Raw genomic sequence first — 14479 nt, 5'->3', positions numbered from 1 at the left:
GCATGGCCGTTTCCCCCCGCCTTTCCGGCCGCAAGCGCGCGCCCATGACCATCCGCCAGCGGATCGTCCGGCGCGTGCTGATGGTGATCCCCATGGCGCTGCTGGCCTTTATCGTCATGCGCATGGGGTGGATGGACCAGGCCGCCGACCGGCTGACCTTTTCAAAGGTCAGCTGGTTCGACAACACCGCACTTGTGGAACATTTCCGCACGATCGTGACGCATAACGGCATGACGCACGACCGCAAGGACTGCCTGCTGTTCGTCCTCAACGGCAACGACCCGCCCGATGCCACCAACCTTGACGTCATGGAACGCCATTCCGGTTCCTGTCCGGGCGACCACAATACCCTGCCGCGCCTGTTCACACTGCGTGTGGACCGCCTGTCACAAAGCGTGCAGACCGACTGGCAGACCCCCGGCGTGTTCCACGCCATGCCCCAGTAAACAGCGATGGCACGCCGCAAGGCCTGCATAAAGCCCGCGCGGCGGCTTTTCCAGAAACGTTCAAAAACGCCGCCTTTGTAAAGCGGCGCCCCCGGATGACTGAGGGTTCCGTTGCATCTGGATGTATGGTTCAGGTGCGGGCGAATGCTTCACGCAAGTGTCGCGCGCCATAGCGGATCGCGGATTTCCCGCCGGGCAGGAATGAGTAGAAATTAAGAAAACCGTGGACCGTCCCCGGCCATGTCCGGGTGATGGCCCGCGACCCCGCCGTGCGCATCGCAGCGGCATATCCCGTTCCCTCATCATGCAGGGGATCGCACTGCGCAAGGGCGATGACCGCGGGCGGCAGGTTGGCAAGCGAAGACGCAAAGACCGGCGCCAGGCGCGGATCGCGAAGATCCTGCGGGTCGCGGATATATTCCTGCGCATACCATTCCATCACACGGGTGCTGAGCACATAGCCATTTGCATAGACTTCACGCGAGGGAACCGGGCGCTCTCCATAAAGTGAGGGGTAATACAGTAATTGCAGGGCAAGCGGCGGATGCCCCCACCCACGGCTCATCTGGCTGAGGACCGCAGCAAGCGTACCGCCCGCGCTGTCCCCCGCCACCGCGACCTTCCCACCCCACCGCCATGCCTCTGCCACCAGCCATTGCAGCGCAGCCCAGCAGTCATCCACGGCGGCAGGAAACCTGTTTTCCGGCGCAAGGCGGTAGTCAAAGGACAGGACAGCCGCCCCTGACTGCCGCGCAAGGCGACAGCAGATCCCATCGTGGGAGTTCAGGCCACAATGGACATATCCCCCCCCATGCATGAACAGTACGACGCCGCGCACCTTGCCATAAGGAACATAAAGCCGCGCCGGCCGCAGTTCAGTCGCACCGGGGACGCGCATGTCGATGACACGCCGGACCTGCAGGCGCGACAGACGTTGCGGGAAACAGGGATGGTCAAAGCGTCGGCGAATATCCTCCAGCGAATGGGGGACATGATTGTGACGGGCCGCACTCGCCTTCGCCCCCATCAGGAACAGGCGGGTCAAAAGCCCCGGAAGCCGCTCGCGCGGAAGGGACGCGGACGCCGCGACATCAGAAACAGACAACAGCACGCCTTTCGTAATCGGTCATGAGTTTTCGCGTCCCAAGGCTTTAGCCCTTGACGCGGGACGCATGCACCGCCAGTTTCCGCATGCCAGACGGTCGGACGACCGCTGTCGGCGCGCCCGTGCGCAATGATGGAGGAAAGTCCGGGCTCCACGGAAGAACGGTGCCGGCTAACGGCCGGCGGGGGCGACCCCAGGGACAGTGCCACAGAAAACAGACCGCCCCCACGGCTGATGGACCGGTTTTACGATCGGGCCGGATGTTGGGGGTAAGGGTGAAACGGTGCGGCAAGAGCGCACCGCGCGCATGGTAACATGGGCGGCAGGGCAAACCCCACCGGGAGCAAGACCGAATAGGAACGGCAGGCGGGCGGATTCCGGTCCGCGCCGTCAGGGGCCTTTCCGCCCCGTCGTTCGGGTTGGTCGCGTGAGGCGTGCCGCAAGGCGCGTCCCAGAGGAATGGTCGTCCCATCCCTTCGGGGATGGACAGAACCCGGCTTACAGACCGTCTGGCATCTTTATCCCCCCACATGGGCCTGCATGGCACGAACCCAGAGGCGGGATTAAGTATTCATTAAAAAGAACAAAACATAAACATCTGTCGGCTGGTGGCATTTATGCCCCCGGTCTGCCGGATATATTCCTCTTTACCTGTCATTACACCCCTTACGGCTGAACAATAGCAGTCTGCCGCCATTTTTTGCATATCTTTAATTGACCGCCCATGAAATCCCATGATATCCCACATAGACCCAGTGAAGTTGAGTGAAGGAAGCACCTTTCACCCGCGCCGGGCACGGTCTCGGACCTTCTGTAATTCATGCCGGGGAGGGCATCGCGCAGCGTGAGTGTATTCCTTGGCACGCATCAGAACCGGCTGGATGCCAAGGGGCGGGTCTCCATCCCGTCGGCTTTCCGCGCGACGCTGCGCACCCTTTCACGGGCGGGCGAACCGCTGGTCATCATGCGCCCGTCCCATCTGCATCCCTGCCTCGAAGCATGGCCAAGCGCCTCATTCTCCGCACTTGCGCGCCCGCTGGACGAAGTGGACATCTTTTCCGAGGACCATGACGACCTTGCCACCGCGCTCTATGCCGATGCCTATCCCATCGACGCGGACAAGGAAGGACGCATCCTGCTGCCTGAAACACTGCGTGCGCACGCCAACCTGACCGAACAGGTCACGTTCATGGGGCTGGGACGCATCTTTCAGGTATGGGACCCCGACGCCGCGGCGCAGCGCCGGGACGAGGCGCGCACACGGGCGCGGGCACTGACATCGGGCAGGAAAACGGCCGCCTCCCCACCGGAAGGATCGGCATGACCACGACGCCCCCCACCCCACCCCGCATTGATGGCGGCCACATACCGGTCATGCTGGCAGAGGTGCTCTGTGACCTCGCACCGCGCGATGGCGCGACCTACCTCGACGGGACGTTTGGCGGCGGCGGATATGCGCGCGCCATCCTGTCGGCGGCGGAATGCACGCTGTGGGCCATCGACCGCGATCCCGCCGCCATCGCACGTGGCGCGGCGCTGGCGACGTCCTTCCCCGACGGGCAGGAACAGTCGCGCCTGCGCCTGATCAAGGGCGGGTTCGGGGACATGGCCTCCCTCCTTGCCGCGCGTGGGGTGGATGCACTTGATGGCGTGGTGCTTGACCTTGGGGTCTCCTCCTATCAGATCGACCAGCCCGAGCGCGGATTCTCCTTTCGCATGGACGGGCCGCTGGACATGCGCATGGGGGACGAGGGCACGACCGCCGCCGATGTCGTCAACCGCTATCAGGAAAGCGAACTGGCCGACATCATCTATACCTATGGCGAGGAACGGATGTCGCGCCGGGTGGCGCGCGCCATTGTCGCGGCAAGGGCGGAAAACCCGATCACCACCACGGCGGCGCTGGCGGACATCGTGCGTTCGGTCGTGCGGGCGGACCGTTCGGGCATCGACCCCGCGACGCGCACGTTCCAGGGCCTGCGCATTTATGTGAATGACGAACTGGGGCAGATCGAACGCGGGCTGGAACAGGCGCTTGGCCTGCTGGCGCCGGGCGGGCGGCTGGTGGTCGTGTCCTTTCATTCGCTGGAGGACCGGTTGGTAAAGCTTGCGATGAACCGCGCATCAGGCCGCATGCCCGGCCCTTCACGCCACGACCCGGGCGCCGCCATGCAGAGTACGCAACGCCCCGCCTTCCGCCTTGTCCGTAACAAGGCCATCCGCCCGTCGGATACGGAATGCCGCCATAACCCGCGCGCACGCAGCGCGCGGCTGCGCACGGTCGAACGCGTCATGACATTCCCGGACACGGATTCCGCCACATACATGGGACAGCAGCAATGATCCGCATCATCACGCTTTTATGCGCCCTCATGACGGCGGGGTCCGGGCTGTTCCTGTATACCAAGAAACAGCAGACTTCCGCGCTGGACCAGAAGATCGCACAGATCGTGATGCAGACCGAACGCACGCGTGACCAGACGGCCATGCTGCGCGCGGAATGGACGATGCTGAACCAGCCCGACCGGCTGCATGTCCTGGCCGAACGTTATGACCCGACGCTGCGCCCTGTGGCGCCAACGCAATTCGTACAGATGGCCGCCCTGGGTTCACATCTGCCCACGCCGGGAGCCACGCCCATTGCACCGGCCAACCCGCGTGCGAATATGGGTATCTCCCTTGCTGCGGACCACATGACCGTCACCACGCCCGACCCCGTGCCGCATCCGCATGCCGCGCCCATGGTGATGGCGCAGGCCAGTACCCCGCGACCGCCCGTGATGTCGCCATCCCCCACGCCGGTGACACGCCATGCGCAACCCGCCCGTGTGGAGGCCGCCCGTGTGGAGGCCACCGCCCTGCATGCCGACCGACCGGAACATGACGTGCCAAAGCCCGCGCCACGTCCGGTTGAACGTCCCGCCACCGTCATGGCGGAGAATGAGGCCCCGGCCCACCTGCCCGCACGCGTGACCCACACGGCGGCCCCCACCCATGACGTCGTACTGGCCAGCACCCATGTCGCGCCCTATCGTTACCATCCCGCGCATGAAGTGTCGGATGCGGCATGGCATCCGGCAGACACACTTTCCTCCGTCCGTGGCGGGGGTGGCAGTTCGCTGGCCAATTCCCGTACGTCCGCCCTTCCCCCGCCCGTACCCGTCAGCAACTGACGACGGTCGCTTCCGCTGCCGGATACCGTCGGTGACATGAACGATACGCCCCGCCCGCCCAGCCAGGATACACATACGGACAGTTCCCGCCCCACAGGCGGGACTTTGCGCATGAACATGGCACGCTACAAAACGGACACCCGCCTGCTGGTCGTGGCGGGGGTTTTCTGCGTGCTGTTCGGCGCGGTGGGCGTGAAGCTGAGTATTGCGACGATCATCATGCCGCTTGCCCCACAGCAGCACCAGATCGCGCCACAGGTTCCGCCCATCCCCAAAAGCGACCCGAAGGGCATGGTGGCCAACGACATCGTCCTGCCGCAGGTGCATCGGGCCTCCATCGTGGATCGCAACGGCCAGGCGCTGGCGATTTCCCTGCCGGTGGCACAGGTTTATGCCAACCCGCAGGAAATGATCGACCCGCAGGACGCCACGCGCAAGCTCAAGCAGGTACTTCCCCATATTGACGCGGCGGAAACCCTGCGCCGCCTGTCATCGGCACGGCAGTTTGTTTATCTGGCGCGTGACATTTCGCCGGCAGAGGAACTGGCGATCAACAATCTGGGCATTCCCGGAATCTATTTCGAACCGGGTGAACGCCGTCGCTATCCCATGGGGCGCGTCGCAGCGCAGATCATGGGCGGGGTGGACATCGACGACCATGGCGTCGCCGGGGTGGAACGGTTCTTTGACAAGCGCCTCGACAGTAACCGCGCGCCGCTCACGCTCTCGCTCGACGTCCGGGTGCAGAATGTGGTCCATGATGAACTGCAATCGGCCATGGATACATTCCAGGCGATCGGCGCATGCGCCATCGTGATGGATGTACGCAATGGGGAGATCATCGCCATGGTCAGCCTGCCTGACTATGACGCCAATGATTTCGGCCATGCCCCCGCCGACGCCCGCTTCAACCGCGCGGTGACGGGCATGTATGAACCCGGCTCCACCTTCAAGCTGCAGACGACGGCCATGGCGCTGCAGGATGGGGTCGCGCACATATGGGACCGTTTTTCCAGCGTGCCGATCAAGGTCGGGCGCTTCACCATTTCCGACATGAAAAACGACCATTTCGACCCGTGGCTTTCCCTGCCAGAGGTCATGGCCCATTCCTCCAACCCTGCGGCGGCGCATATCGCGCTTGATGCGGGGGCGGCGCGCCAGCAGGACTGGCTGCGCAACATGGGCTTTTTCGCGCGCGTTCCCATCGAACTGCCCGAGGCCGGGCACCCCATTATCCCTTCCACGCGCAACTGGGGTGTTTCCACTGTCATGACCGTCGCCTTCGGACATGGCGTGGCAGAACCTCCCCTGGCCATCGTGCGCGGCACGGCGGCGACGGCCAATGGTGGCTTCCTGCTCAAACCCACGCTGCTGCTGCATGACCAGGACAGGACGCCGGGCGGCACCCCCGTGCCCGATACGGACATGGCGGCACAGACCCCGGATGCACAACGCCTGATCTCGGCGGAAAATTCATCCATCCTGCGCAAGATCCTGCGCCTTGACGTGACCAAGGGCACGGGCGACCGGGCGGAATCCGCAGGCTATTACGTGGGGGGCAAGACGGGTACAGCCGAAAAGATCGGCGCGCATGGCGGCTATCTCAAGCATGTCAATGTTTCGGCCTTTACCGGCATATTCCCGATGAATGCACCGCGTTATGCGGTCTATGTCATGCTCGACAGTCCCAAACCGACGGCACAGACACATGGATGGACCACGGCGGGATGGAACGCCGCGCCGACGGCATCGCACATCATCACCCGCATCGCACCGATGATGGGCCTGTTCCCCGACACCGCGCATCAGGAGGCGATCGAGAATTCCCTGTTCATCCCGATGCGCCCGCCCGTCCCGCATGGATATCGCGCGCTGGGTCCGGGGAATGATCCTGGCACCATGCACCTGCATGAAAGCGAGGGTGGTCGCCATGGCAGCCATCATGGGACAGGGGAAATGACGTCCGAAGCGGGGCATTTGGCGCGCATGCATGCCGCACGGGACGAACGCGAAGGGGCCATGCCGTTAAAGAAGCGGCAGGAACGGGGATAGACATGAAACTGACGACAGCACTGCACCGCGCGGGCCTTCCGACGAATGGCTGCGGCCATGACCCGGAAGTCAGCGGGATCACGGCCGACAGCCGGCAGGTGCGCCCGCGCATGATCTTCGCCGCCATCGCGGGCAACCGCGCCGATGGTCGCGCCTTTATTACGCAGGCGCTGCAACAGGGTGCGTGCGCCATCATTTCGACACCGGATGCCTGCGCTGCGGTGCGGCAGGCGGGACATGACATTGCATGCATCGCAACCGACGACCCGCGCCATGCCCTGTCGGTGATGGCGGCAGCGCTGATGCCCGCGATGCCCGGCCATGTCGTCGCCGTGACCGGCACGAATGGCAAGACGAGTACGGTCGAATTCGTGCGCCAGATCTGGCAGCATCAGGGACATGCCGCCGCGAGCATCGGCACGCTTGGCATCATCTCCCCCACCGTGCCCGCGCTGTCGGGACCATCGCTGACGACACCCGATGGCGTGACGATGGCGCTGACGCTTGGCACCCTGCATGAACATGGGGTGGATGACATCGCCATTGAGGCCTCCTCCCATGGCCTTGCGCAGCGCCGCCTTGACGGGGTGCCGCTTGCCGCTGCCGGGTTCAGCAACCTGACGCGCGATCACCTTGATTACCATGGTGACATGGACAGCTATCGCGCGGCAAAGCTGCGCCTGTTCGATACGCTGCTGCCGCCGGGTGGCCTGGCGGTGGCCAACGCGGACATGGAGGGCGCAACGCTGGAGGCACTGCGCGCCATTGCCGTGAAACGGGGGCTGGACCTGCGGCTGGTGGGGGAAGGCGGGGATGCGATCCGCCTGCTGCGCGTGACCCCGCGCCCGGATGGGCAGGTGCTGGATGTGGAATGCAATGGCACGCGGCATGAGGTCGCCACACGGCTGCCCGGACGTTACCAGGTGGATAACATGCTTCTGGCCGCCGGGCTTGCGGCGACCAGCAGGGATATGATGTCCGCGGCCATCAACTGCCTTCCCGCCCTTGTCGGCGTGCGCGGGCGGATGGAACATGCCGTGACCCTACCCAACGGGGCGGCGGTTTATGTTGATTACGCCCATACGCCCGACGCGCTGGAACGGCTGTTGCTGTCCTTGCGGCCACATGCGTCGGGGCGGCTGGTGGCGGTATTTGGCGCAGGTGGCGACCGTGACCGGGGTAAACGGCCATTGATGGGCGCGGTTGCGGGGCGCCTGGCCGATATGGCCATCGTCACCGATGACAACCCCCGTACGGAGGATGCAGCAGCCATCCGGCGCGAGGTCATGACGGGCGCGCCGGACGCAAGCGATATCGGCGGGCGCAGGCAGGCGATTGCCGAGGGGCTGTCGCGGCTCAAGCCCGGGGACGTGATGGTCGTCGCGGGCAAGGGCCATGAACAGGGGCAGACGGTCGGCACGACGGTCCTGCCCTTTGACGATGTTTCCGTCATCCGCGAACTGGCGAACGCCCCATGACCGCCCCCATCCTGTGGACCGGCACCGAACTCCTCACGGCGACGGGCGGGCATTTCCGCGCGTCCCCCCACCCCGGCGCGGCATCGTGCGAGGGTCTGCGCGCAACCGGTGTTTCCATCGACACGCGGACACTGGCGGCAGGTGACATCTTCGTCGCACTGGTGGGGGAAAACTCCGACGGGCATGCGCACATCGCCCGTGCACTGGATGCCGGTGCGGCCGTTGTGATCGCCCATCGCGATCCCGGCGTGGAGGACGCGCGCATCTTGCTGGTGGATGACACACTGGCCGCGCTCAACGCCATGGCGGCATTTGCGCGCACGCGGTTCGCGGGCCGGATGATCGCCGTGACCGGCAGCGTGGGCAAGACCACCACCAAGGACATGCTGCGCCATGCGCTGGGCGCGTGCGGGCCGACCCATTGGGCGGTTGCGTCTTACAACAATCACTGGGGTGTGCCGCTCACACTGGCGCGCCTGCCTGCGTCGGCCATGTTCTGCGTGTGTGAAGTGGGCATGAACAACCCCGGCGAAATCGCCCCTCTGGCACAGATGGTGCGGCCTGATGTCGCGGTCATCACGACCATCACCGGGGCGCATCTTGGACATATGGGCAGTCTGGAGGCCATCGCGCGTGAAAAGTCGGACCTGATCGCGGCCCTGCCGCAGGACGGGGTGGCGATCGTGCCCGATGACGTGACGGGCATGGCCATCTTCGCCACACAGGCCCGTAACCATGGCGCGCGCCTGTGGACGGCGGGCACGCACCCCGGCAGCACGGCGCGGATGGAAGATTTCCAGCGCCGCCCCGATGGTGGTGCGTTCCGTGCCCTGATCGACGGATGGTCGGGCACGGTCGACCTGCATGCACCGGGCCGCCATATGGCGGGCAATGCGCTGGTTGCGCTGACGGCGGCATACGCGGTGGGGGCGGACATGGCATGCGCGGTGCGGGGCCTTGCGGATTTCCGCCCCGGGGCCGGACGCGGGGCGATCACCCCCATACTGCACGGGCAGGCAAGCCTGCTTGATGAAAGCTACAACGCGTCGGTCGCCTCGATCCGCGCGACGCTTGATGTCCTGGGGCAGGTCCCGGCACGGCGGCGTATCGCCGTACTTGGCGACATGCTCGAACTGGGCGCGTTTGCGCGTGACCAGCATGAATCCCTTCTTCCAGATGTCCGCGAACATGCGGACCTTGTTTTTTGTTGCGGCCCGAACATGAAATATCTCTTTGATCTCCTGCCCCCCTCCCGACGTGGTGCATGGGCACCCGATGCCGCGACCCTTGCCCCACAGGTGCGCGCGGCGATGCGCGCGGGTGACGCCATCCTTGTCAAAGGCAGCCTCGGGCTGAAGATGCGCCAGGTGGTCGATGCCCTGAACACCCTTGGCACGCATGATGACGCGCGGGGGCGCGCCTGATGCTTTATGACCTGTTCCAACGCCACGCGGCGGGCCATGTCTCGGTCCTTAACCTGTTCCACTACATCACCTTCCGCGCCGGGGCCGCATGCCTGACGGCGCTGGTGCTCAGCCTCATGCTGGGGAACCCGCTGATTGCGCGCCTGCGCCGCATCCAGCGCGGCGGACAGCCCATCCGCACACTGGGGCCGGAACGCCATCTGGTGGAAAAGGCCGGGACCCCCACCATGGGGGGTGTCCTGATCCTTGTCTCCCTGCTGGGATCGACGCTGTTGTGGGCGGACCTGACGAACGGGTTCGTCTGGGCGGTCATGACCATCACCCTTGCGTTCGGCGCGGTCGGCTTTGCCGATGATTACCTCAAGCTGTCGCGGCGCAACACCGACGGCGTGTCGATGCGCATGCGCCTGGGCTGTGAATTCGCGGTCTCCCTGATTGGCGGGATCTGGATCGAGGGGCTGATGCCACCGGACCTTGCGAACCACCTTGCCTTCCCCTTCGTCAAAGACCTGCTGCTGCCGCTGGGCTATGCCTTTCCGGTGTTCGCGATGATTACGATCACGGGCTTTGGCAATGCGGTCAATTTCACCGACGGGCTGGACGGACTGGCGATCGTGCCCGTAACCATCGCGGCACTGGTCTTCGCGCTGATTTCCTATCTGGTGGGCAATCATATCTTTGCCGATTACCTGCAACTCCATGCCGTGCCGGGCACCGGGGAACTGGGGATCTTCTGCTCCGCGCTGGTGGGGGCGGGGCTGGGATTCCTGTGGTTCAACGCGCCACCTGCCGCAGTGTTCATGGGGGATACCGGATCACTCGCCCTTGGCGGGGCGTTGGGGGCCGTCGCGGTTGCGGTCAAGCATGAACTGGTGCTGTGCATCGTCGGTGGGCTGTTCGTGATCGAGACGTTTTCGGTCATCATCCAGGTCTTCTGGTACAAGCGTACCGGGCGCCGGGTTTTCCTGATGGCGCCCCTGCATCATCACTTTGAGAAAAAGGGATGGCCTGAATCCAAAATCGTCATACGCTTCTGGATCGTTTCCATTGTGCTGGGACTGTGTGGCCTTGCCACACTGAAACTGAGATGAACACATTTCCCACCGACCTGTTCACCGGACAACACATCGCCGTGCTGGGCCTTGGCCGCAACGGCATGGCCGCTGCCCGTGCGCTGGGCGCGATGGGGGCACGGGTGCAGGCGTGGGACGATACGTTGTCGGGACATGCCCCCCCTGACGCCCCTGCGGGTGTCAGCTTTGCCCCGCTGGTGGACATGGCGGGGTTCGATGCGCTGGTGATGTCACCCGGCATCCCGCACATCCTGCCGGCCCCCCATCCGGTGGCGGCGATGGCGCGCGCGGCGGGGGTGCCGATCGTGTCGGATGCGGAATTCCTGTTCCGCGCCGTCCGCCGTGCGGGATCGCATGCACGGTTCGTGGGGGTGACCGGCACCAATGGCAAATCCACGACCACCGTTCTGCTGGCCCATCTGCTGGATCATGCCGGCATTCCCGCCATTGCCGGTGGCAATCTTGGCCCTGCGGCCCTGTCACTGCCCTTATTGCCCGATAATGGTGTCTATGTTCTTGAAATGTCATCGTACATGCTCGAACGCCTCGACAGGATGCATTTCGATGCGGCCTGCCTGCTGAACCTGACACCCGACCATCTGGACCGGCATGGGGACATGGCGGGCTATAGCCGTGCAAAGCTGCATATCTTCGACCGTCAGGGCACGGGCGATCTTGCCGTACTGGGCGATACGTTGCCGGATTGCGCCAGGCTGACGGCGGATCTGCGGGCACGCGGCATCGACGTGATGGTGGCTGGCGGGGGGGCCGATGCGCCGGACATGTCGGTTCACGACGGGCTGCTGCGTGACCGTACGGGCGTGATTGCCGACCTTGCGCACGCCCCTTCCCTGCCCGGCGCGCATAATGCGGAAAATGCCGCCACCGCGACGGCCATTGCGCTGTGGCTGGGCTGTCCCCGCACCATCATCGGGGCCGCCATGGCATCGTTCGACGGGCTTGCCCACCGGCAGAAAACCATCGGCACAATTGACGGCATCCGTTTCATTGATGACAGCAAGGCCACAAACGCGGATGCCGCCGCACGCGCGATGTCGTGTCATGAGCGCATGATCTGGATCGCGGGCGGAATTGCCAAGGCAGGCGGGATCGCAGATCTTGTCCCCCTGTTCGATCGTGTGGCGCATGCGTTCCTGATCGGGCGCGATGCCCCCGAACTGGCGCACACACTGCGCGAACAGGGGGTCGCCCATACCATTGTCGGCACGCTGGACCATGCGGTGCCCGCCGCCCTGTCGGCCGCGCGCACGCTTCATACCCCTGTGGTGCTGCTCTCGCCTGCATGTGCGAGCTTTGACCAGTTCACAGGGTTCGAGGCACGCGGCCAGCACTTTGCCGGGCTTGTCAGCGCACTGGCGGCGGATGCGCACGCCCCGCGACGGGATGGGGCATAATGGCGGCCCTGTCACGTATCAACACATCGCCCATGGCGCGGTGGTGGCGCAATGTGGACCGCGTCACCCTGATCTGCGTGGGTATCCTGATCGGGTTCGGCTATATCCTGATGCTGGCGGCAAGCCCGGCCGTGGCGGTGCGTATCGGCGCATCACGCGACATGTTCATCTTCAAACAGGTGTGCTTCCTGCTGCTTGCCGCGGCCATCGTGATCGGCACGTCGCTGCTGTCGATACGCACGATAAAGGTGGTGGGTGCCGTGGGATTCGTGCTGGGCATCATGGCCACCGCGCTGACACTGGTACATGGGATCGAGATCAAGGGCGCACGGCGCTGGATCGCATTGCCGATGATGTCGGTACAGCCGTCCGAGTTCCTAAAGCCCTTCTTTGCCGTGGTGACGGCGTGGCTGCTGACGGAACGGCAGAAACGTAAATTCTTTCCCGGCATGCTGATTGCGCTCGGCCTGTTCGGGATTGTGCTGCTGCTGCTGAAGTCACAGCCCGACATCGGGATGCTCAGCGTCATTACGACCGTCTTCATCACGCAGCTTTTCGTCGATGGGCTCAGCCTGTTCCTCGTGGCGGGTGGCGTGGGATGCATGATCGCGGCCTTTATCGGCGCCTATGCCGTTTTCCCCCATGTCCGTTCCCGCGTGGAGCGCTTCCTCCACCCCGAGGTGGGCGACCATTACCAGATCGACACCGCCCTGCGCGCCTTTGGCAATGGCGGGCTGCTGGGCCGTGGTCCGGGCGAAGGGCGCGTAAAGGACCTGTTGCCTGATGCACATGCCGACTTTGTCTTCGCCGTCGCGGGGGAGGAATTCGGCATGATCGTATGCATGTTCATCATCGGGGTCTTTGCCGTGATCGTCATTCGCGCGCTGCTCAAGCTCCTGCGTGAAAACGATCCTTTCATCGTCATCGCCACGACCGGGCTGGTGACGGGCTTCGGGTTGCAGGCATTCGTGAACATGGGATCGACGCTGCACCTGATCCCGACCAAGGGCATGACGCTGCCCTTCATTTCATATGGCGGTTCGTCCGCCATGTCCGTTGCCCTGACGATCGGCATGGTCCTTGCGCTGACACGCACGCGCGTCAACACCAACGACAGCCAGTTCGGGCCATCCACGCCCGCGTTCCTGAACCGGAGAGCCCGCCCATGACCCGCCCGCGCCCCATCATCATCGCAGCCGGCGGCACGGGGGGGCATTTCTTCCCGGCGGAGGCATTGGCAAGTGAACTGGTCCGGCGCGGGCACGAGGTCGGCCTGATGACCGACCGCCGCGCGGGCATCCGTGAAAAGGGGATTTTCGCCGGCCGGCAGCAGTTCGTCCTGCCCGGCGCGGGAATTGCCGGACGTGGCGCGGTACGCGCCGCGCGCGCAGCCCTGGCGCTGGCGCACGGGACATGGCGCGCGCGCGCGATCCTGCGCGGATTGCAACCTGCGGCAGTCGTGGGATTCGGGGGGTATCCTTCCGTCCCGCCCCTTCTGGGTGCGCACCTGATGGGCAGGGACCGGCCGCTGATATTCCTTCATGAAGGAAACGCGGTCATGGGCCGGGCGAATGCGTTCCTGTCACGCTGGGCACGGGCGATCGCAACCTCCTTCCCCACCGTGGCTGGCCTGCCCCCGGGCGTTCCCGTCACCGAAACGGGCATGCCGGTACGCCCCGATATCGCAACGGTGCATGACGTGCCGTATCACCCCTCAAGCGGCGTGATACGGCTGCTGGTCTGGGGCGGATCACTTGGCGCGCGCATCTTCAGCGATATCGTCCCCGCGGCCCTTGCGACGCTGCCCCCGCCGCTGCGTGCGCGCATCGAGGTCACACAACAGGTCCGCACCGAGGATATGGAGCGTGTGCGCGCGGCCTATGGCGCCTGTGCCATCCCGGCATCCGTCGCGCCGTTCCTTGACAACGTGCCCGACCTGCTGCGTGACGCGCATCTGGTGATCGGACGCGCGGGCGGATCATCGGTGGCAGAGGTAACGGTCGCGGGACGCCCTGCGATTCTCGTGCCGCTGCCCATCGCCGCCAGTGACGAACAGAGCGCGAATGCCCGCGCGCTGGTCGCCGCGGGCGCGGCATGGATGATCCCGCAGGCCGAACTTACCCCCGACAGGCTGGCGGCGATGCTGGTGGAACTGCTGGGTGATCGCGATGCGCTGGCGCGTGCCGCCACGGCCGCGCGCGCGATTGGACGCCCCGACGCCGCCGCACGTTTGGCGGACATGATAGAAGGATGCTTGCATCCCATGGCCAGTGCCGCCTAATCCGGCAGAGCGAAGACGGAGACTGATACATA

At 64.9% G+C, this 14479-nt stretch carries 12 protein-coding genes and 1 other RNA gene; 12 read left to right on the top strand and 1 reads right to left on the bottom strand.

Annotation, left to right across the window (positions count from 1 at the left end):
* The first annotated feature begins 2 nt into the window (after positions 1–2).
* Complete coding sequence (locus IFJ82_RS06515) at positions 3–446, top strand: hypothetical protein (RefSeq protein ID WP_192266029.1); 444 nt, start codon at positions 3–5, stop codon at positions 444–446.
* 130 nt (positions 447–576) lie between these two features.
* On the opposite strand, the gene IFJ82_RS06510 is transcribed toward IFJ82_RS06515, so the two are convergent.
* Complete coding sequence (locus IFJ82_RS06510) at positions 577–1473, bottom strand: alpha/beta hydrolase (protein ID WP_192266368.1); 897 nt, start codon at positions 1471–1473, stop codon at positions 577–579.
* A gap of 167 nt (positions 1474–1640) precedes the next feature.
* Here IFJ82_RS06510 and rnpB point away from each other — a divergent pair.
* The 11 genes from rnpB (at position 1641) to murG (ending at position 14447) form a co-directional block, all read left to right on the top strand.
* An RNA gene (gene rnpB, locus IFJ82_RS06505) (RNase P RNA component class A) lies at positions 1641–2068 on the top strand.
* Positions 2069–2395: 327 nt separating this feature from the next.
* The gene (mraZ, locus tag IFJ82_RS06500; protein ID WP_003620548.1) at positions 2396–2875 is read left to right on the top strand and encodes a division/cell wall cluster transcriptional repressor MraZ; all 480 of its coding nucleotides are present in this window, start codon (positions 2396–2398) and stop codon (positions 2873–2875) included.
* Entirely contained in the window at positions 2872–3894 is a 1023-nt protein-coding gene (gene rsmH / locus IFJ82_RS06495) for a 16S rRNA (cytosine(1402)-N(4))-methyltransferase RsmH (protein ID WP_003620553.1), read from the top strand. The genes mraZ and rsmH overlap by 4 nt, the downstream gene beginning before the upstream one ends.
* Positions 3891–4724, top strand: coding sequence for a cell division protein FtsL (ftsL, locus tag IFJ82_RS06490; protein ID WP_192266027.1), 834 nt, complete (start codon positions 3891–3893; stop codon positions 4722–4724). Before rsmH ends, ftsL begins: the two co-directional genes overlap by 4 nt.
* Before the next feature lie 36 nt (positions 4725–4760).
* Positions 4761–6776, top strand: a complete 2016-nt coding sequence (locus tag IFJ82_RS06485; RefSeq protein WP_075632202.1) for a peptidoglycan D,D-transpeptidase FtsI family protein — start codon at positions 4761–4763, stop codon at positions 6774–6776.
* A gap of 2 nt (positions 6777–6778) precedes the next feature.
* On the top strand, positions 6779–8254 hold the full coding sequence (locus IFJ82_RS06480) for a UDP-N-acetylmuramoyl-L-alanyl-D-glutamate--2,6-diaminopimelate ligase (protein ID WP_192266026.1): 1476 nt from the start codon (positions 6779–6781) through the stop codon (positions 8252–8254).
* Positions 8251–9678 (top strand): UDP-N-acetylmuramoyl-tripeptide--D-alanyl-D-alanine ligase, encoded by a 1428-nt coding sequence (locus IFJ82_RS06475; protein ID WP_192266024.1) that lies wholly within the window; start codon positions 8251–8253, stop codon positions 9676–9678. Before IFJ82_RS06480 ends, IFJ82_RS06475 begins: the two co-directional genes overlap by 4 nt.
* Positions 9678–10769, top strand: coding sequence for a phospho-N-acetylmuramoyl-pentapeptide-transferase (gene mraY / locus IFJ82_RS06470; RefSeq protein ID WP_003620564.1), 1092 nt, complete (start codon positions 9678–9680; stop codon positions 10767–10769). The genes IFJ82_RS06475 and mraY overlap by 1 nt, the downstream gene beginning before the upstream one ends.
* A complete protein-coding gene (murD, locus tag IFJ82_RS06465; RefSeq protein ID WP_192266022.1) occupies positions 10766–12166 on the top strand; it encodes a UDP-N-acetylmuramoyl-L-alanine--D-glutamate ligase in 1401 nt (466 codons plus the stop codon). Before mraY ends, murD begins: the two co-directional genes overlap by 4 nt.
* Positions 12166–13335, top strand: a complete 1170-nt coding sequence (locus IFJ82_RS06460) for an FtsW/RodA/SpoVE family cell cycle protein (protein WP_003620568.1) — start codon at positions 12166–12168, stop codon at positions 13333–13335. Before murD ends, IFJ82_RS06460 begins: the two co-directional genes overlap by 1 nt.
* Positions 13332–14447: an undecaprenyldiphospho-muramoylpentapeptide beta-N-acetylglucosaminyltransferase gene (murG, locus tag IFJ82_RS06455; protein WP_003620571.1), complete on the top strand. Its 1116-nt coding sequence runs from the start codon at positions 13332–13334 to the stop codon at positions 14445–14447. Before IFJ82_RS06460 ends, murG begins: the two co-directional genes overlap by 4 nt.
* Positions 14448–14479 lie beyond the last annotated feature (32 nt).

Source organism: Novacetimonas hansenii (genome assembly GCF_014843995.1).
In the GTDB taxonomy this organism is placed as follows: Bacteria; Pseudomonadota; Alphaproteobacteria; order Acetobacterales; family Acetobacteraceae; genus Novacetimonas; species Novacetimonas hansenii.
The sequence above is the reverse complement of the archived record's forward strand: the minus strand, read 5'-3'. Positions and strand labels throughout refer to the sequence as shown.